The organism is Arthrobacter globiformis (assembly GCF_030817195.1).
Lineage (GTDB): Bacteria > Actinomycetota > Actinomycetes > Actinomycetales > Micrococcaceae > Arthrobacter > Arthrobacter globiformis_D.
Map to the genome: position 1 here is coordinate 3,550,615 of NZ_JAUSYZ010000001.1, position 16,338 is coordinate 3,566,952.

The following is a 16,338-nucleotide window of genomic DNA, read 5'->3' on the forward strand; positions in this document are numbered from 1 at the left end:
GGTTTTCTGCTTTTCCCTTGTCTTTAGCGAATTCATGACTACAGTTACACCATGAATAGCCAGGGGACACTCTTCAGAATTTCTGCGATTTCAAGCATTGCTGGCATCGCAATTCCAATAATCTTGCTTGCCGCCTTTGGTGGCGCGAAAGGGGCAGTAGGAAACGTGCTAACCGTCGTCGCTGTCGCCCTTCTGGTCCTAGCCGCGGTCGCCGTATGCGTTGCCCTGGGCACCTACAGGGAACAAGGCCGGAAGGCCGGCAGTACGCCTCTCATTTATGCAGTGGTTGCGTTCCCTCTTGGGATCCTGCTGATGTTTCCGTACTTTGGCATTCGCTTCCCCGGGGTAATGATGATTGCCTTGCTTGCGATCCTTACGAGCGTGCCGGCCCTTGTAATCGGCATAGTCAAGAAACTTTCCGTGAAAGCTGAGCCCGCGACAATCCCAGTACCGGAACTTTCCTGAAGCCCGGATTGCCCATCCATAGACAGCCGAGAGAACCACCGCCAGCTAATCATGCTGGCGGGGGTTTCTTGCTGTGGAAAACTTGCGGTTTCCTTGATCTGGGGTGCATATAGTCCTGTGAGCCGGCGCCGCACGACGCCTTCGGTGGTTCCGGCAGGTGGCCCCGCTCTGCCCCCAAAGGGCGGGCCACCGCATCTCCAGCCCTCCACCAGCCAGGCGCTCACGATGGCGGCTTAGCGCACTCAAGCGCTCGAGCCCTTTGTCATCCGACACCGCGATCCCAGCGGCTTAGGAATAGTAGAATCGATTGAAATTTCAGAACGACGGCGGCCTCGGTCCGCGTCGCGATATCAGGTAGGTATTTGGGGATGCTGCGCAAGGCCGATAACGTCAGCCTGGAACACCGCCGGGGCTTCTGGACCAGTAACGGTGACGTCATAATCACCGTTGGCAGGAAGCGTTACTCGATTGGTAAGTTCAAGGAACAGGTCTTCCTCGAGCGCCTTGCCGCGCAGATGGATTACCCCATGCTCATAACGCGCATCAACGGGCGGCGTTACTGGCAGTTTCAGAACAAGTTCTACTGGGAGTCCGAGGGCCTCAAGTCCAGCGAAGTTCACGCGCTCCTGGTTATGCAGGATCAGCGCAAGAGGCAGAAAATCGAAACGGCCACGAGAAACTTCGCTTTGGGCCCCGCTCCACGGATAGCTACAGGCCGCAGGCCCATTCCTGAGGACGTGAAGGTCTACGTCCTGAATCGTGACGCCGGCTCTTGCCGCGCCTGCGGTTCCACAGCGGAAATTCAGTATGACCACATCATCCCGCTGGCAATGGGCGGCAGTAACAACGCGGAAAACCTGCAAATACTGTGCGGTCCGTGCAACCGCTCCAAGTCGGCAGGGCTTACGGTTCGTCGTCTAAGGCGCCCCGGGTGAGCTGTGGCATGATGCTCGAATGACTACAGCACCTACACATGAACTTATCGCCGCCTCTGAGCGGTACGCCGAAACTCTCCGCGAGTGGGCAAAGGTCCACCTTGCCTGGTTCAACGGCGAAGTAGACATCACCAAGGATCGCGAGGCCTACGCAGCGCGTGAAGCTGCGTTCACCGAGTTCAAGCGTGTCGAAAGTGAACTGGAGCAGGAGTCGCGCATCGAGCGGGTGGTCGATCATGCGATCGGCGACTATGAGCCCCTGGCTGACGAGCCGAACGCCTAGCAAGGCATCCGGAAGCCCCCGCGAGTCATTTGCGACTAGCGGGGGCTTCCTTGCCCTGTTCTGCGCGCGCGGTTCGCCCGTGTTCCAACGGATGGGACCCGTCGGACGTTGTTGGTTACGGGGGCGGGGCGCCTCTGGGTCAGTTCCTTGATGGCTTCAATGTCCTCACGGGTGAAACGGATGTCGCTTCCAGTGGGATCGTGGTGAGGCCAGATCGGCAAACGGGCGTAGACAGCAGCCGGCGAAAGCTTGAGCAGGGCAGCGAGTTCCGGAACCGTGAGCCAAACGTCATCGTCGTTCATGCTGTCTAGCCTATTCGGGCAGGAAGCCAGGTAGCCGCTTGCCCCACTGGATGGACCTGAGTTCGGGCGGGCACTGGTGTTAGGCGATTATGTCCCCCTCTGACGCGGTGAGACGGCGCACGTTGTCCTTGGGGATCCAGGCGACGTGGGCGTGTTCCTCGTCGTCAAGCCACCGGACAATGATCTGCTCGTGCCCCAACGCATAGCCTCCCCGTACACGGCGACAGTCCCGCCGCCCTTGAGGGGAACCGTAGCCTCAACGCGCGGCCACTGCCCGTACTCCCAAGAATGAATCTCTTCGGGGTCACCCTCCAGCTTCGGAGCCAGATAGTCATATGCGACGCCGGCAAGGGTAAACGTGGGCATGGGCCTAATATATCCGCGTCGTCCTGCCAACAGCCTGACCACGGCGCCCACATCCATTTTCACCACGTCATGAATGTTAGACGCGAGTACCGACAACCCTACGAAGTCCCCTTACAAGTAGCAATGCCGTAGCCGCTTGCGATGTTCTCGCTAATGACCGTGCCATCCACCGTTATACGACACCTAACACTGCCGGAACTATCCCTGCCCTGCGCGCTGATATAGACAAACTCGCCGGTATTAAATGTCAAAAGGAGCCCTGGTGCTGAAGAACTTTTCCGCTTCATTGGGATATCCAGATCAGCTTGAGACGTTCCTGTAGGAGTCTCATAGGTCACAGATGCGGACTCTTGAGTCCCTTCGACTTCATACAGAACTTCACTCGTCAGATTGACCGACTTACTGTTGGAGCTGGAACGCTCCGCGCTGCTCCCTCCGCAGCCTGCCAGAACCAGCATTACTGCAGCAAGCAAGCTAACTGTAGCAATCTCTCCGTTTCTCATTTCCCCCCCCATAAACTTTGGAGCATTGTGCTCCTGAACGCATAGAATACCCCCGGATGCGGCACGTGATAACGTGCCAACATCTCAGCGACAGGACCAGGTTTGTCGCGCTCATATTTGGGGGACCATTGAAAAAGATAACTGCCCTGCTGCCGGTGACGGCCTTCATGCTCGCGGCCTGCAGTGCGCCTGCCAGTGCTCCTACACCCACAGTGACAGTTACAGTCACCCAGCCCGCTGTCACTGTCACGGCCACTCCTCCTGCAGCACCGAAGCCTGCGGGACCACTAGCGCTTGGGCAAACCGGCAAGTCCACCTCAGGCAGCACGATGACCGTCTTCGCTCACAAGAAAAACGTTGAGCCACAGGACCCTAACCAGGAAGCAATCGACATCAAGGTGTGTGTAGGCTCGAAGCCCGCAGACGCAGAAGCGGATCTGAAGCCGCTCATTGGTAATTCTCCTTGGGCCATTTTCGACGCCGAGGACCGCCGCTACGAAGCAGCACGAACAACATGGAGCCACGAGGGCGCGCAGCCGGGCTACCCCGTAGAACAGCCAGTCAACTGGGGCGACTGCATTCGTGGCTGGGTCATAATCCAGGGACAAGCGGCAACGAAGATGACCAAAGTCCGGTACACCAACAGCGACACAATCCTTGAGTGGAAGCTTCCCTAGGAATGGGTACGGAAGCCGGTAATCGCCCGCGTTTCCTCACTATCGAGCAGGTAGCTGAGGAATTGAACGTAGGTGTGCCCTCAATTCGGGCCCTGCTTAAGACGGGCGAACTGCGCGGAATCCAAATCGGCGGACGCGGCCTGTGGCGCATTAGTCGACAAGATGTCGACGACTACATCGGTGGCGCGTACAGCAAAACGGCAGAACGTATTGCCTCGGGTGAAATTGAGGACCACCTAGAGTCCTAAGCTAGGCCGAAATGGATCGAAAGTCACACGCCGGTCATTTCGTACACCGTCTTATTTTGGCGTGTAATATGCGGGTATGGGCCGGGCAAGCCCAGACGCTACGGGGGGAAGCGATCACGATGAGCAATTCCTGCGCATCAAAAACCGTCACTGCGAATCTGCGCACAAACGGGTTTCCTTCGCGGAGCAACTACCTCGCACCAAATGCACGCCCCTTATGGCGTGTCCCAAAAAAAGCGCCCTCGAAAGGACCCCCAATGAGCTACCCCAACCCGACCGGCAACCCCTCGCCGGCGCAAGCACCATACCCGCAGTACGCGGCTCCCGTGAGCGAAAAATCATTCCTCGTCACCTGGCTGCTCTCCCTCCTCCTCGGCGTGCTCGGTGCTGACCGCTTCTACCTTGGCAAAATCGGTACCGGCATCGTCAAGCTCCTCACCCTCGGTGGGTTTGGCATCTGGGCCCTCATTGACCTGATCCTGGTGCTGACGAACAAGCAGACGGACAAGCAGGGACGGCGCCTTGAAGGCTATGACAAGCACAAGAAAGTCGCGCTCATCGTCACAGCAGTCCTGATTGTTGCCAGTATCGCCAGCAGCGCTGCTCGTGGTGGCTCCGCCCCGGCAACCGGCACCACACCGGCTACCAACGAGACTTCCGCCGCCGCACCCGCCTCTGAGGCAGCGCCCGCGGCTGCTGCTCCTGCCCCCGCAGAAAAGTGGACCAAGGTTGTCACGCTCAACGGGTCCACGGACATGGCGAGCCAGTCGTTCGCGCTCTCGGGCGGCGAAACCCGCCTCGTGTACAAATTCACCGGCGCCAAGCAGCTCAACGGGCAGTCAATGGCCCTCGGTAGCATTTACTTCCAGGAAGAAGGTACGGATCTCGCCAAGGACGGCGGCATCCCCATCAAGATGCTCCAGAAGGACGAAGCCGGAGAAACTGCCATCCACAAGGGCTCGGGCAACTACTTCCTTGACGTGAAGGCGGCAAACTTCGACTCCTGGACCATTACGGTCGAAGAAAAGAAGTAAACCTCTTAAAAGCTTCAGCTTTGCTTGAGGAAGCCCCTGTCAGCGAACCGTGCTGACGGGGGCTTCCATTGTGTGCCTAAGCGGCGACGAGATGCGGGAGTGCTGCCTCAAACAACGGGTGGAGCGCCCCGCCGGCTGCGAGGTCCCTGATGTCATCCGCGGTAAGCCAAGCAGTGTCGGCAACTTCTCCGTTGGGCGTTACGTGTGGGCGCTTCGAGCACTCGGCAATGATCGTGTGGTAGATCCAGTCCTCAGACTGCAATGTGACAGCCCCGGTGACCCTGAGACCGCCGAAACTGCTGATTCCCATTTCCTCGGAAAGCTCGCGGGCCGCTGCTTCACCTGGTGTTTCGTGTTCATGCCGGGCGCCACCAGGAATAGACCACATACCGCCGTAAGTGACGATGGGAGACCGCTTTTGGAGCAGGTATCGCGGCGCCTTTGCCGAGGTCTTGAGTAGGACACCAGCGGCACCGTAGGAGCCCCATTCTCCGGAGCTGGTGAAGTGGGTTCCGCCGTCCCTGCCGGGCGCCTCTGACAGCCGCAGAGCGTGTTCCGTTGATATTTCGATACGGTTCACGTCGTACTCGCTGCCGCAGCGCTCCGCCTCGTGCGCTCCCGTCAGGTTTTCCAGCACGTGTGCCGCGAAACCCAACGCCTCGAACATGGCGGCGGTGTGGGCGTCTTCCTGCCCGAGCAGAACAATCGCCTCGAGAGACACGTGCTGCGTTCGAACGGTCCCCAGCGGGTCATTGAAGTGTTTGAACTCCACAGAACGAGTCGTGAGCCCCAGCCCTCGAACGGCGAAGATCGCAGCGGACTCCTGCATACGCTCCGTAAGGTTGGTGAAGCCGCCAGCCTCGTTCCGGTGCCGGTGAAGGTATCTGGCGATGTCCTTCACGTCGTGCACCAGGCGATAACCACACGTGCATTTCGGATGAGGGGCGGTGTGAGGCTCGAGGATGATGCTCTCGAGGAGCTTTGCACCATCGGGCGCTAGAACCCTTCCCAGGCCCCGGCATCGCGCCGGCGGCAACGAGTTGATGCCGGCGCCGAATGGCGACTCCCCACGCGGGGAGGGTCGGAACTCGCCCACACCCTCAATGCCTCTGTCGGAGTAGGCGAACGGCGCGATACGCCAACCCAGCAAGGGAGCGTCAGCGCGGAACAACTGCCCGTTCTTCACATCCCAAGCTGGACTGTTCACGTCTCGGCCTTTATCCCTGTCGATAGTGAACGGCTGACAGTTGCCGTCATGCATTTCAATCATGATTTTCCTCGAAAAAGATTGTGGTCTTACCATTCCCGGCTTGTTTTGAGCGGCGGTGGCGGCTCACCAGGCGGCTTGAAACGCTGCCCCTTGGACCCGTCGCCCTTGGAGGAATTACAGGCCCTGTGCATGCCCTGTAACCCGCCCACACCGGGCGCCATCTTTCCGCCGACGTTCACAGCCTCGATATGGTCCGCGGTGAAGCTCCTCGAGTCCTTCCAGAAGTCCGGAAACTGCTTTCGGTCCTCGAACTCCCACAAAAACGGGCCATTACAAGCCGCGCACGGCAGGCCCTGAGCCTGATACCTGCGCTTGAGTGTTTCCCTCTGGGAGACGTAGCGGCGGTCATTCCGGTACGTCTTCATTTGCGCCCCGACGCAGTCCGGTACGCCTCCACGGTCTCCATAAAGAACGCCAGGAAACCGATCTTCCCCGGAGCCCAATCATGCTGACGCGACCAAGCGAACCGCTGCCGACGCCACTCCAACGGATCCGGATAAACCCTGTCCAACCAAAGATGGCGGGGAATCGGCAGGCCCTCTTTGTCACTACGCTTCCGCCTAGGCATTACAGCTCCACCTCAGACCAAGGCTGATCAGGGGCTATGCCATCCCACGCCGGCAAATCCTCGTAACCGTTCGCCAGATTCACCTCAGCCCATGAGCAGCGGGCCTCAAACCAAGCCTCGTACCGCTGATACTCCGAACCGCCAGGCCAACGGGCAGGCACAAAACGCGCAACATCCTCCGGGAGCCCCGGAAACAGCGGGTCCTCCTTGCGTCGGCGCCTAACCACGCCGGCCCCCGCCGTAAACACCACGGACAGGCCGGGCCGCAGGCAAATCATCATCCAAGCCAGGAATCTGCAAGGTAGCCAGGAGTCGGGCCATCGCTAGCCGCTGCTGCCGTGCTTCACCAATGGCCGGGTGCACTCGTCTGCCCTGAGAGCTGCTGAGCATCACCCCGTCGTCCTTGACCGCGGCGTCAAGCTCCACAATCCTGTCCCGAACCCGGCACGCTTCCTCAAGCAAGGCCAACTCATGCTCCGCCCACTCAAATTCCGTTGTGGAAACCTCCCACAACTTTTTACCTGCTGCTTTTAGACCTCTCGGCGCAGCCATAAACACCACTTCTTTCTTGTTACGGATAATCCCCGTCGTTTCAGGGAAGGTAAAAACGATCAAATACAGGAGCCGCAGGTGCTCTTTTAAGGGCCCTTGTGGGTCCTGTTTAACCCGGATACGCCAGAGGCCCGTACCGCGCCATAACAGGGCAACACGGGCCTCTGAGGGCCATTCAAGGGCCCGTTGTTTGGGCCTTCGGGGAGATAAATGTGCCTATGCCGGAGGAGGCACGCAGACCCCACCCCCGGGGTCTCCCCCACCCCTGTTCGATGACCGGCACGTCGACCACGGTTTGGTAACTGTTGAGCGTTGCGTCGCAAGCTTGCATCGACTGCCTGCAACAGTTGCCTCATGATTCCTAGACGGCCCCGCGGCAATCACGTGAGTAAGGTGTCAGGCCGTTGGGCCAATCAGAACGCCAAGGACTTGTTCACTTACGAGATGCTGTTGCAGCGTGAGCTTGAGCAGGATGCGATGCTGTGGCAGACGCCGACGATTGCGTTGACTGCTCAGGCTTTCCTGTTGACCATTGCTTTGAACCCGACATCTCCTGCGTTCGCCACGTATCTTGCTGCTGGCCTCGGGCTTGTGGTTGCGTTGCTGTCCATGCAGCTGATGGCTAAGCACAGGTTCCTGAACCTGATGGACAGAGCCCACTTGCACGCTCTTGAGGCCCGGCTGGGAATACAGCATCTGAGCAACCGGCAGTACTTCTACAACAACGGGACCTATCGAGTGCCGGACTGGCTGGCGAACCATAAGTCCCCGCCAGCTGAGCATGGCCTGGCGAAGTTCCGAAGCTACCGGGTGTGGATTTTCGGCATGCTTGTATTCGCGGCGGTGAACCTCGCGGTCATCGCTGTGCAGATTTGGGCGCCTGGTCTTTTGGACGCTCCTGCTCCGACGCCGTAGCAACCCTTGTTGGTAATCACCCGGAAACCTGTCCTTGATCTCCGCTACGTAGAGTACGTGCATCGGTAGCTGCAACGAGGCCTTACTATCTGTGGTTCCGTAGGCGGCCCGCTCGTTTCTATGGGGGAATGAGCGGGCCACCGCTTCGTTCTTACGGTTAGCCGATGCCGGTGAACCCATTGCCTGCTTACGCCCGACTGCTTACCCTTTGTTTTGGGAGTGTCCATCAGCCCTTAGTCGGGGGGAAGGCTCAGATGGTCTTCGTCATGGGGGCGCTGCCGTTGAAGGGCTGGCTCCACGGTCTCTCCCGCGGCGGGTGGAGCCAGCTCCGGGCTGTTAGCCGTCCACATAGCCCTTGGCTTTCAGCCACGGTGCGATCAGGTTGTTAGCGACGACGGTTGCCGTTGCCTTCGAGATGTGGCCGATGTCGCCCACATCGAGCACTGATGGCGGCAGGGTGCCAGCGGCGATCTTGTCCAGGTCATCCTGAGTCGGCGTGATGCCGAGGTCAGTCATGGCCTGTTCGCGCAGGTACTTCTGGATTGACTTAAACTTCCCCGGGTAGAGCGCCTGAAGACGGCTGTTGATCTCCGTTGCCGTGGTGTGATTCGCGGATCCCGTGGTTTCGTTGGTCCTCGTGGTCACGCCGAGGATGAGGAACTGCTTCACCTGAGGGGTAAGCCACTCAATGAGCTTTTGCGTGCCGCCAACAACATGGTCAGCAACGGTCGCGTCAACACCCATGACGTTGCCCGTGATGTCGTTGATCCCGATCCAGATAATCGCAGTGTCAGCGTTATGCCCCGCCCAGGCTGAGGCAGGCGTAATAAGCGCAGTGCCCGCCGGAATGGGGTCCGTGCCGTAGTTGTAGAGCTGCCATGTCCCGTCTGTGTTCTTGGTCAGTCTGACTCCGGCGCCGCCGTTCAGGGTCGCGTCGATGGGCCGCGTGCCCGCCGGCATCCCATACGTTTGCAGGGGCGTCACGAACGCATTGGCGCCGCCGCCAGCGATCCCGCCCGAGGGCACCGTTACGCGCATTGGCATAGCCCCTACTCGCATCAGCATCTCGTCAACGGTCGCGCCCGAGTAGCCCAGGTTGGTTACCGTCGCGGTCGTGAGGGTGGTGTCGAGCTTGTAGGGCCAGGTGTCCGACTCGGGCCATAGCGTGCCGTTGGATCCGCCGTCCGTGAGCGAGTCACCAAAGGTGGTGATCGAAGTCCGCGAAGACGTTGAGACGGTCGGCGCCGACACGGTGGCTGCGGGCGGGACCTGCCCGGCGTAAAACTCCGTCGTTCCCCCGCTGGCCACAACCGCTTCGATCCATACATCCACAGGGATTGTCGTTTCCTTGGTGGGTGAACCCAGCGTTTTATTCAGGCATGATGTCGGGCTCGTGTTTGTCCAGGCGGTCCCGGTGCCGGCGTAGTTCTGTTGCGCCGGGCCGTTATACCCATAGCTGAGGTGATACCAGACGCCCTCGGTTAGCGGATACCAAGTCATCCATGGCGTAACGTGCTCCGAACCGTCCGCCGGGGTCGTGAACGCCCCCTCGATCGTTGTGGAGATGGTCTCTGTGATGCCTACAAAGATTGTGTCTCCGGTGGTCTGCGCCTGCCCGATGCCCACCGCCGTGAATGACAGCCCGCCCGTGTATGTGGTGCCCTTGACGGGGTGCCTGTTGCGGAAGTGGACACGGAAGCTGCTGATGTTGGAAGGTGCCTTGAAGGGCACGCGGACGCTAAGTGCAGTCCGGGAATCTGTCGTGTCTCCAGGCTGGGAAAGCTTCAGGTTGTTCCGGCTAATGTCTCCCAGTTTGAGCCTGATCCCGTCTCCGAAATCAACGTCAACGGTGCCCGTCTCGTAGGCCTGCTGCCATGTACTTATCCGGCTGATCATTATGTTTTCTGCCTATCTTGTCTGTTTTTGGGTACAAAAAAGCCCGCCATGAGCGGGCTGGGTATGTGCGGTTAATCGGGCTTGACTTGAAATATTCGGTGAAATGAGCGGGGTGCCATATTCTGGCGCTTTGTATTCGTTCTAATCAGGGGAAATCGTGAACTTTAAGCCATCAGCCGGGATCTTTGTTGCCGGCCTTGTCACGTCCTTTGGGGGCGGGTTGTTTTGGTCGATGGGCATGGGAATGGCTGCCACTTCTTCCGGCGGCGGACCCGCAGGGATGGCGTTCGTTGGCTTCGCCGCTTCGGTAGCTGGCCTGATTATGCTGTGTATCGGCGCGACCCGTGCTTTGCGGATTATTGATACGCTGCCTGCCGCGCTTTGGAACCTCACCGCAGGGCAGGGTCAGCCTCAACAGCCAATTCCTGCCCCGCAGCAAACGCATCAGCAGTTCCCGCAGAGCTACCAGGCGCAGCCCCAGAACCAGCATCCGCACCGGGAATACACCCAACTGCCTCCCGTCGAGTAGACGGCTTTACGCTTCGGCGGCGAGGTTATCGATCGTGAGGTCGCTGTGGCGGGCGATTTCCGCCGGGGCGCTGAGGGTGTAGCTCATGGCGTGGTTCATGACGCCTTCGATGCTGGTTTCCTGGTTGTGGAGGTTAGCGAGTTCCTGGAGCTTTGACCCGTAGTAGGGGTGCTTGGCGGTGTAGTTGTTGACGAGGTTGCCCCAGCCGGCCTCCGCTGCTCTGCCGACGATGGCCTTGGTGAGGATTTCGTCGTTTGAGAGGTCGGCGCGGTCCAACAGGTCGAGGGCCTGGGCTTCGTTTTCGATGCGGGCTACCCGGTCCTGTGCGTCACGGTAGCTGATGGTCGCGTTCGCGTCACTGCTGCTGAGTCCGAACAGGGAGCGACGCAGGGAGTCAGCTTTGCTGGCGCGTGATGCCTTATCGTCGGCTTCGAGGGCGGTGATCTGCCGCTTGTACTGAAGGTAGTTGGCGGCGATCTGCTTCCGCTGCCCCTCAGGGGTGAGGTTCTTGTTGCTGCGGATGTACTCGACGGTGCGGTTATGCTCGCCGATGAGTGCCATGGCCTTCTGGGCTTGCGGGGTGTTGGATCCGGTGAGGTTACCCATGATGTTGTCTCCTATGCTGCGGTGGCCGCGTTTTTGGCGGCGGTGAAGTGTTGTAGGTCTTCTTGGGTGATGCGCCATCTGCCGTTGATGTTGTTGGCGTGGAGGCGTTGTTCTTGGATGGCGAGGCGGACGGCTCGGTCTGTGATGCCCAGCTTGTCAGCGGCTTGCCCCGTACTCATCCACTGTTTTAAGTCTGGGTCCACTTCCGGTTTTGCCGCTACTGGGGTTCCGGTTGCGGTAGTCCGCCAGGTAAGGGCAGCCAACCGGACGGCCACGAGAACGGCGTCCACCTCAGGGTCCGAGCCCCGTTCCTGGATCCGCACCTCATTGAGTCGGGCGTACCGTTCCAGCCACGCGCAAACCCTTGCCGGAATGACAACCACTGGGCCGTTGAGCCCGTGGACGTAGGCGGATGGGGGCCGTTGAGGCGTAGTCATTGCTGCTCCTGGTCAAGGTGGTGCGGGTAGTCCGTGGCATGGTCCTTCCACTTGTCGCCGTGCACCTGTTTGAGGGCGCCGGCGGCGATGACTGCGAGGACGATGAGTACACGGTCTTGTATCCTCTGGCGCGTGATCCGTTTCAGCGTCGTGCTTGCCACTTTCCCGTCGTCATCCGCGATGGAAGTGATCAGGGCGCCAGCCAGGTCCACCGCCCGTCCGGCACTTGTTTTCCGCGGCGGCTGTTCCTCGGTCATGCAGCTTCCTGCTGTAGCGCGTCCAACACGTCGGCGAGCTGATCAGCAAGAGCCCACGCATGCTCCGCCGTGATAGCTGCGATGAGGAATGAGGGGCCGGTGAAGATCGCAACCCCGGGAGTTGTCCCGCCGGTGTCGGTCCCGATGGCTGCTGGCACGACACGGAGCGTTGCGCCCATCTCGTAGTTCTTCCGATAGAAGCGGGGTTGGGTCGTGAAGACCTTGCCGGCGCTCATGCTGCCTTCTCTCGTGCCTGGTACATCCGCAACTGCGCTTCGGCTGCGGTTGCGCGTCGCTTCCAGTGGGTCGCTTCCTGCTGGGCGTGTTCGAACTTGAGGCGGTAGGTTTCCGCCTGAGCGGGCCAGTCCCACTGCTGCAAGATTTTCGGGGAGTAGTCGTAGGGCATTAGCTTGCCTTCCTGTTCTTGCGTTCACGGTCTACGGCTGTGGCAGCGGCGTTCCCGGTTGGGTCTTTGTGGATGGTTGTCCGCCCAAAGTGGCGTTCAGGTTGGTTTTTTGTTGCAAGGAGTTGCTGGTGGTAGTTCATGGCTAAATTCCGCCAGTGGATGGTCTGGTGCTTCCAGTACTCGGCGAGTTCCGCGTCGGTCATTAGTTGTCCCCCGGTTCGTAGATGGCAAGGCGTTCCTCGGCCTCTAATGCCCTGGCCTGCCATTTGCGGAACAGCGCGTGTTCGTCCAGCGCCTTTTGCTTGTAGACCTCGCAGAGGGCGATAAGGTCATCCCGGTTCAGTTTCATGCGGCGCACTCTTGGTGGTGTCCGTGTTCGTTCTCGTCCAGCACGTCACCGCACGCCATGCAGAGTTCAGTGTTCCTAACGGGGCGGGTGTCTATGTAGGAAGTAAGAACTCTAGGAAGACTAGGAATACTCAGAGATCCGGGTTCAGAGTTCCTAGTGTTCTCAGTGTTCCTAGTCTCCTGAGATAGACCTTGCGAGTAGGAAGACTGATTGAGCGAGTAAATCCAAGGCTGCCCCGGCCCGGTTGGAGCGGATGTTCCGAGGGCTTTCATGGCCTTCTCCGCGGCTGTCTTCCCGTAGCCTTCACGCCGCAGGTGTTCCTTCACGTCCGCGGCTGGTGCCGTTCCGCCTGTGCCGTCCATGAACGCTTTGACAGATGCCTCGGCCTCTTCGGACTTTGACGGCTTGCGTTCCGCCTCCGCCTCATCCTGTTTCCATTGCGAGAGGAGTTGAGCGATTGGCATGAGCGCGGACGCCGGGGCAGCCAGCAGAGCAGTTGTGCCAGGATCATCGTCCGTCTGGTCCCTGACCTGTTCCACTCGGACCTGGAACTTCACCGCGTCCACAATCCCGGTCGTGTTGGCTTTGTCCGGTCCGACCCATAGGTACTGCCCGCTATCGTCCTGCAGCGGTGGCCGTGCGGCGAATAGCACCATGCGGGCCTTCTGCCGGAGGGCCGCGGTTCCGCCCATCAGGTCACGGGTGTTTGTCGTGTCCATCCGGTTGGTGTGCGTCACCAGCAGCACGGCTAGGTCGTGCCGGGTAGCCAGGTCTTTCCACGGGTGCAAGGCCGACCGCGCCTGCTGGGTGTCCCTGATGTTCAGGTTGCCGGCGACAGTGTCGAGCCAGGCGTCCACCACGAGGAATGCGGGCTTCTCTTCCATCTGTTCGAGCAGGCCGTCCAGTAGGAGCATGTCGCCGTTGTTCCCACCGGAGAAAACGGGAGTGCCCGTTCCGTCATCCTCAGTACAGAAGAAATGGATCCGGCTTATGTCTGCGCCTGCGGTTCGGAGCCTGGCTTCAACTTCACTTGCTGAATCCTCGGTCACAATCACAATTACGTCCGCGGGTTTACGTGCTGCCCAGTTGAACATTGGGAACGCTTTCCCTGTGGTCACTAGCATTGCCATGAGTACCCATAGAAGGCTTTTGCCAATTCCCTCGGCGCCTACCAGTACAGTAATTTCCCGGCGGGGCAACCAGCCCCGGCCTAACCATTTAGTGTGCGGTGGGAGTTTTAGTTCCGTTGCCCTGCGAAGTTTCAGGCCGCTTCTGGTGGTTGTCTGCTGGGATCCGACTGGTCCGCCGATATCGAACGTCTCGGCTTTAAAGTAGTCGGGGATGGCGTTCATTCTGCTGCCTCGTCTGCTGTGAAGTAGCCATAGAGGCCGGGGGTTTCTGTGCTCTCGATGTACCGCTTCATTTCGAGGCTGATGTAAAGCTCAGTGCTGATGAGCGGGCCGGTGTAATTCCCTGGCTTGCGTCTCATTTGTCACCTGCCGGCCTGAGCAAAATGCGGAGCTTGTCCTTTTGTTCCCGGCTCAATGGGGGCCAGTTAGCGGCTAGATCGCGGATGTGCTGGTCCGTGTCGGGCCGCTTCACTCGGCGGTCGCTTCCGCGAGCAGGCGTTCTACTTCTGCGAGCGGGATCCGGTAGTTTCTGGGCCCGAACCGGTAGCCTTTGATGCGCCCGGTTCGGATGTAGTCCCGGATCGTCTGTCCGGTGACGCCGCACCGTTTTGCCGCGGCTCCCGTTGAAAGGGAGTTTTCCAGCGAAACGCTGGGGGCGATTGCGGGCACGCCAATTAAACGTGTATTGTGGTCCATTAGTAGCGATTCCTTTGGCGAGGTGTCCTACGGTTAAGACCGCCTTGATCGTTATGACTTGCCTGGCAGGGCTAGTCGGTCACGGTGGTCTTTGTTATGTCTTCCTTGTTCTGATTTAAGTAAACACTAGTTCTTGCATTTCACCTAGAGTCCGCGCTAGGGTGCAAAAATCAAAAGACACAGGGTTATCCACAGGTTTTTGGACAGATAGTGTTACCGCGTTTCACCCACCTGACTTGCGCTTTCTTGCCCTGTTTTTGGGCAGCAAAAAGCCTCCCGTCAACACGATTCCGAACCGCTTCCCTTTAATCACGCGGAACATTTGAGGGGATAGGGGGATCCGAGCCCACATACCCCCGGCAAGTGCATAAGGGACCCGCTAGGGCAAGCCCGGTAGCACCAAATAACGCCGGCTACGCTGATTCCCGCGAATAATCCACAGGCAACCGTTATCTAAGCGTTATCGAACAGTGCCACTTGCCGGCGTTATTTTGTGCATTCACCCCTCGTCGAGGCTCACTTCTTCGGGGCGATTTCCACCGTTGCCGGGTTGAAGTTCCTGGTCCCACGGCCCGGAGGATGGATGACAACATCCATGAGCAAGTCGATTACGGCCCGCTTCTCAGGGACAGACTTGGCATCCCAGACCTGCTGGACATTCTCCGCGGCTACTAGATCCCCCAGCTTGTCTACGCGCCCCACGTCCGCCATGGAAGCTTCGACCTCGGCCAGCTTCTCCCGTAGTCGCTCCGTAGCGGTTCGGAGCTGTGAAGCCGTGAGGGCTCCGTCTGCAAAGTCCACCGCAAGACTATCCAGCCGTGCGCGTAGGCTCATTGCCTGCATGCTCATGGCCTCCGCGTCCGGCAAGGATCCGTCGGTGAGCAGGTCCGCAGCGTCCGGGCGTGACAGGATGGCGACTACAGCCTTGCCAACGTACTCGTCTACAGGTTCGGCCATGCGGGAGAAGTGCCCCATAGATCCGCTGCAACGATAGGCGACGATACCGGCCCGTGCCGCTCCCCCAGCGTGCACAGTGGAGCCGCACACGCCGCAGCGCGCCAGTCCGGACAGTAGGCGGCGGGCGGTACTTACTGTCCCGCTGCGCCGGTCGGGGTGCTTGAGGGTGGCGTCAGCGGCCCGCCATGTGCTCTCGGGGACTATCCCCGCCCATTCGGCCTTGCCCATGACTTCGCCCTTGTATGACCGCAGCCCAGCGTTTCTGGGGTTTAGTAGGACCATTCGGACGGAATACGCCTGCCAGGGTGAAGGCTGTCCTTCGTGCCCTTCCTTTCGACGTGTCTGTCCGGTGGTGAATCCGTCAGCGTTCCAGCGGCGTGCGATCTCTGCAAGGGGTACACCTGCAAGCGCCATTTCGTAGCCTGCCTTGATTGCCGCAGCCTCAGCGGGGCGCACGGTTACGCCGTCCGCGTCATAGCCAAAGGGGCGCCGGCCTCCAACCCGCTTGCCCGCGGCTGCGGCCTGCCGCGACGCGCGTATCTGGCGGTCTGACTTAAGTTCGATTTCCAGCCGGGCAACGCTGCCTAGTGAGTCGGCCACGAATCGACCTGCCGCTGATTGGAAGTCCAGCTCGGCACCGTTGATGAGCGCCAGCCGCATGTTGTGCTTCTGGCATAGCTCATAGAGTCGCACCTCGTCGCGCCTGCTGCGCTGTAGGCGGGTTAGATCCCACGCGATGATGACTTGGGCCTTCCCAGCCTCGATGGCCTTGAGCATGGCTTCAAAGCCCGGCCTGCGGCGTTTACCGGAAGCCGAGATGTCGTTGTCTGTCTCGATGCCGACAACCTCCCAGCCGCGCTCCTTCGCCCGCTTGAGGCAGTCGTCACGTTGCCTATCAACGCCGGCGCGTTCGCCTGTACGGTCCTGGGATATGCGGAGGTACACAAGTGCTTTCAC

24 protein-coding genes are annotated in these 16,338 nt (G+C 59.8%); 8 read left to right on the top strand and 16 right to left on the bottom strand.

Translation table 11 applies throughout. The features are described 5' to 3' along the window. Positions 1-51 precede the first annotated feature (51 nt). The 3 genes from QF036_RS16165 to QF036_RS16175 all read left to right on the top strand — a co-directional run bounded on the left by QF036_RS16165 (position 52) and on the right by QF036_RS16175 (position 1,683). The gene (locus QF036_RS16165) at positions 52-465 is read left to right on the top strand and encodes a hypothetical protein (RefSeq protein WP_307103470.1); all 414 of its coding nucleotides are present in this window, start codon (positions 52-54) and stop codon (positions 463-465) included. Between the two features lie 368 nt (positions 466-833). Beyond that, positions 834-1,400: an HNH endonuclease gene (locus tag QF036_RS16170; protein ID WP_307103472.1), complete on the top strand. Its 567-nt coding sequence runs from the start codon at positions 834-836 to the stop codon at positions 1,398-1,400. A gap of 19 nt (positions 1,401-1,419) precedes the next feature. Then, entirely contained in the window at positions 1,420-1,683 is a 264-nt protein-coding gene (locus QF036_RS16175) for a hypothetical protein (protein ID WP_307103474.1), read from the top strand. 35 nt (positions 1,684-1,718) lie between these two features. On the opposite strand, the gene QF036_RS16180 is transcribed toward QF036_RS16175, so the two are convergent. Then, entirely contained in the window at positions 1,719-1,985 is a 267-nt protein-coding gene (locus QF036_RS16180) for a helix-turn-helix domain-containing protein (RefSeq protein WP_307103476.1), read from the bottom strand. Between the two features lie 464 nt (positions 1,986-2,449). Beyond that, positions 2,450-2,854: a hypothetical protein gene (locus QF036_RS16185; protein WP_307103478.1), complete on the bottom strand. Its 405-nt coding sequence runs from the start codon at positions 2,852-2,854 to the stop codon at positions 2,450-2,452. 329 nt (positions 2,855-3,183) lie between these two features. On the opposite strand from QF036_RS16185, the gene QF036_RS16190 reads away from it, so the two are divergent. The 3 genes from QF036_RS16190 to QF036_RS16200 all read left to right on the top strand — a co-directional run bounded on the left by QF036_RS16190 (position 3,184) and on the right by QF036_RS16200 (position 4,813). Next, the gene (locus QF036_RS16190) at positions 3,184-3,531 is read left to right on the top strand and encodes a hypothetical protein (protein WP_307103480.1); all 348 of its coding nucleotides are present in this window, start codon (positions 3,184-3,186) and stop codon (positions 3,529-3,531) included. 2 nt (positions 3,532-3,533) lie between these two features. Continuing rightward, positions 3,534-3,779 (top strand): helix-turn-helix domain-containing protein, encoded by a 246-nt coding sequence (locus QF036_RS16195; protein ID WP_307105952.1) that lies wholly within the window; start codon positions 3,534-3,536, stop codon positions 3,777-3,779. A gap of 257 nt (positions 3,780-4,036) precedes the next feature. Then, complete coding sequence (locus QF036_RS16200) at positions 4,037-4,813, top strand: TM2 domain-containing protein (protein WP_307103482.1); 777 nt, start codon at positions 4,037-4,039, stop codon at positions 4,811-4,813. 76 nt (positions 4,814-4,889) lie between these two features. Here the strand turns inward: QF036_RS16200 and QF036_RS16205 are convergent, their stop codons facing one another. Further along, the gene (locus QF036_RS16205) at positions 4,890-6,083 is read right to left on the bottom strand and encodes an NUDIX domain-containing protein (protein ID WP_307103484.1); all 1,194 of its coding nucleotides are present in this window, start codon (positions 6,081-6,083) and stop codon (positions 4,890-4,892) included. Between the two features lie 787 nt (positions 6,084-6,870). Then, positions 6,871-7,266, bottom strand: a complete 396-nt coding sequence (locus QF036_RS16210) for a terminase (RefSeq protein WP_307103486.1) — start codon at positions 7,264-7,266, stop codon at positions 6,871-6,873. A gap of 366 nt (positions 7,267-7,632) precedes the next feature. Between QF036_RS16210 and QF036_RS16215 the strand changes: the two genes are divergently transcribed. Continuing rightward, a complete protein-coding gene (locus QF036_RS16215) occupies positions 7,633-8,118 on the top strand; it encodes a hypothetical protein (RefSeq protein ID WP_307103488.1) in 486 nt (161 codons plus the stop codon). 336 nt (positions 8,119-8,454) lie between these two features. Here the strand turns inward: QF036_RS16215 and QF036_RS16220 are convergent, their stop codons facing one another. Continuing rightward, on the bottom strand, positions 8,455-10,014 hold the full coding sequence (locus QF036_RS16220) for an SGNH/GDSL hydrolase family protein (protein WP_307103489.1): 1,560 nt from the start codon (positions 10,012-10,014) through the stop codon (positions 8,455-8,457). A 157-nt stretch (positions 10,015-10,171) separates the two neighbouring features. Between QF036_RS16220 and QF036_RS16225 the strand changes: the two genes are divergently transcribed. Continuing rightward, entirely contained in the window at positions 10,172-10,543 is a 372-nt protein-coding gene (locus tag QF036_RS16225) for a hypothetical protein (protein ID WP_307103491.1), read from the top strand. Positions 10,544-10,549: 6 nt separating this feature from the next. Here QF036_RS16225 and QF036_RS16230 read toward each other — a convergent pair whose 3' ends face one another. The 11 genes from QF036_RS16230 to QF036_RS16280 form a co-directional block, all read right to left on the bottom strand. After that, a complete protein-coding gene (locus QF036_RS16230) occupies positions 10,550-11,149 on the bottom strand; it encodes a hypothetical protein (protein WP_307103492.1) in 600 nt (199 codons plus the stop codon). 11 nt (positions 11,150-11,160) lie between these two features. Further along, a complete protein-coding gene (locus tag QF036_RS16235) occupies positions 11,161-11,586 on the bottom strand; it encodes a helix-turn-helix domain-containing protein (RefSeq protein WP_307103494.1) in 426 nt (141 codons plus the stop codon). Next, entirely contained in the window at positions 11,583-11,843 is a 261-nt protein-coding gene (locus QF036_RS16240) for a hypothetical protein (RefSeq protein WP_307103495.1), read from the bottom strand. The genes QF036_RS16235 and QF036_RS16240 overlap by 4 nt, the downstream gene beginning before the upstream one ends. Continuing rightward, a complete protein-coding gene (locus QF036_RS16245) occupies positions 11,840-12,079 on the bottom strand; it encodes a hypothetical protein (protein WP_307103497.1) in 240 nt (79 codons plus the stop codon). The genes QF036_RS16240 and QF036_RS16245 overlap by 4 nt, the downstream gene beginning before the upstream one ends. Continuing rightward, positions 12,076-12,249: a hypothetical protein gene (locus QF036_RS16250; protein WP_307103499.1), complete on the bottom strand. Its 174-nt coding sequence runs from the start codon at positions 12,247-12,249 to the stop codon at positions 12,076-12,078. The genes QF036_RS16245 and QF036_RS16250 overlap by 4 nt, the downstream gene beginning before the upstream one ends. Continuing rightward, complete coding sequence (locus QF036_RS16255) at positions 12,249-12,452, bottom strand: hypothetical protein (RefSeq protein ID WP_307103501.1); 204 nt, start codon at positions 12,450-12,452, stop codon at positions 12,249-12,251. The genes QF036_RS16250 and QF036_RS16255 overlap by 1 nt, the downstream gene beginning before the upstream one ends. After that, the gene (locus QF036_RS16260; RefSeq protein WP_307103502.1) at positions 12,452-12,598 is read right to left on the bottom strand and encodes a hypothetical protein; all 147 of its coding nucleotides are present in this window, start codon (positions 12,596-12,598) and stop codon (positions 12,452-12,454) included. The genes QF036_RS16255 and QF036_RS16260 overlap by 1 nt, the downstream gene beginning before the upstream one ends. Beyond that, a complete protein-coding gene (locus QF036_RS16265; protein ID WP_307103503.1) occupies positions 12,595-13,950 on the bottom strand; it encodes an AAA family ATPase in 1,356 nt (451 codons plus the stop codon). Before QF036_RS16265 ends, QF036_RS16260 begins: the two co-directional genes overlap by 4 nt. Continuing rightward, positions 13,947-14,087 carry a hypothetical protein gene (locus tag QF036_RS16270; RefSeq protein WP_307103504.1) on the bottom strand — a complete coding sequence of 47 codons (141 nt, stop codon included), beginning with the start codon at positions 14,085-14,087 and terminating at the stop codon, positions 13,947-13,949. The genes QF036_RS16265 and QF036_RS16270 overlap by 4 nt, the downstream gene beginning before the upstream one ends. A 109-nt stretch (positions 14,088-14,196) precedes the next feature. Beyond that, a complete protein-coding gene (locus QF036_RS16275; RefSeq protein WP_307103506.1) occupies positions 14,197-14,424 on the bottom strand; it encodes a helix-turn-helix domain-containing protein in 228 nt (75 codons plus the stop codon). A gap of 516 nt (positions 14,425-14,940) precedes the next feature. After that, entirely contained in the window at positions 14,941-16,338 is a 1,398-nt protein-coding gene (locus QF036_RS16280; RefSeq protein WP_307103508.1) for a recombinase family protein, read from the bottom strand.

Bases quoted from the DNA above. Each gene is read 5' to 3' on its own strand.
- QF036_RS16240 (WP_307103495.1), bottom strand. From the start codon at position 11,843: ATGACCGAGGAACAGCCGCCGCGGAAAACAAGTGCCGGACGGGCGGTG.
- QF036_RS16265 (WP_307103503.1), bottom strand. From the start codon at position 13,950: ATGAACGCCATCCCCGACTACTTTAAAGCCGAGACGTTCGATATCGGC.
- QF036_RS16195 (WP_307105952.1), top strand. From the start codon at position 3,534: ATGGGTACGGAAGCCGGTAATCGCCCGCGTTTCCTCACTATCGAGCAG.
- QF036_RS16275 (WP_307103506.1), bottom strand. From the start codon at position 14,424: ATGGACCACAATACACGTTTAATTGGCGTGCCCGCAATCGCCCCCAGC.
- QF036_RS16245 (WP_307103497.1), bottom strand. From the start codon at position 12,079: ATGAGCGCCGGCAAGGTCTTCACGACCCAACCCCGCTTCTATCGGAAG.
- QF036_RS16180 (WP_307103476.1), bottom strand. From the start codon at position 1,985: ATGAACGACGATGACGTTTGGCTCACGGTTCCGGAACTCGCTGCCCTG.
- QF036_RS16255 (WP_307103501.1), bottom strand. From the start codon at position 12,452: ATGACCGACGCGGAACTCGCCGAGTACTGGAAGCACCAGACCATCCAC.
- QF036_RS16165 (WP_307103470.1), top strand. From the start codon at position 52: ATGAATAGCCAGGGGACACTCTTCAGAATTTCTGCGATTTCAAGCATT.
- QF036_RS16220 (WP_307103489.1), bottom strand. From the start codon at position 10,014: ATGATCAGCCGGATAAGTACATGGCAGCAGGCCTACGAGACGGGCACC.
- QF036_RS16270 (WP_307103504.1), bottom strand. From the start codon at position 14,087: ATGAGACGCAAGCCAGGGAATTACACCGGCCCGCTCATCAGCACTGAG.
- QF036_RS16200 (WP_307103482.1), top strand. From the start codon at position 4,037: ATGAGCTACCCCAACCCGACCGGCAACCCCTCGCCGGCGCAAGCACCA.
- QF036_RS16175 (WP_307103474.1), top strand. From the start codon at position 1,420: ATGACTACAGCACCTACACATGAACTTATCGCCGCCTCTGAGCGGTAC.
- QF036_RS16185 (WP_307103478.1), bottom strand. From the start codon at position 2,854: ATGAGAAACGGAGAGATTGCTACAGTTAGCTTGCTTGCTGCAGTAATG.
- QF036_RS16235 (WP_307103494.1), bottom strand. From the start codon at position 11,586: ATGACTACGCCTCAACGGCCCCCATCCGCCTACGTCCACGGGCTCAAC.
- QF036_RS16190 (WP_307103480.1), top strand. From the start codon at position 3,184: ATGACCGTCTTCGCTCACAAGAAAAACGTTGAGCCACAGGACCCTAAC.
- QF036_RS16230 (WP_307103492.1), bottom strand. From the start codon at position 11,149: ATGGGTAACCTCACCGGATCCAACACCCCGCAAGCCCAGAAGGCCATG.
- QF036_RS16260 (WP_307103502.1), bottom strand. From the start codon at position 12,598: ATGAAACTGAACCGGGATGACCTTATCGCCCTCTGCGAGGTCTACAAG.
- QF036_RS16170 (WP_307103472.1), top strand. From the start codon at position 834: ATGCTGCGCAAGGCCGATAACGTCAGCCTGGAACACCGCCGGGGCTTC.
- QF036_RS16250 (WP_307103499.1), bottom strand. From the start codon at position 12,249: ATGCCCTACGACTACTCCCCGAAAATCTTGCAGCAGTGGGACTGGCCC.
- QF036_RS16205 (WP_307103484.1), bottom strand. From the start codon at position 6,083: ATGATTGAAATGCATGACGGCAACTGTCAGCCGTTCACTATCGACAGG.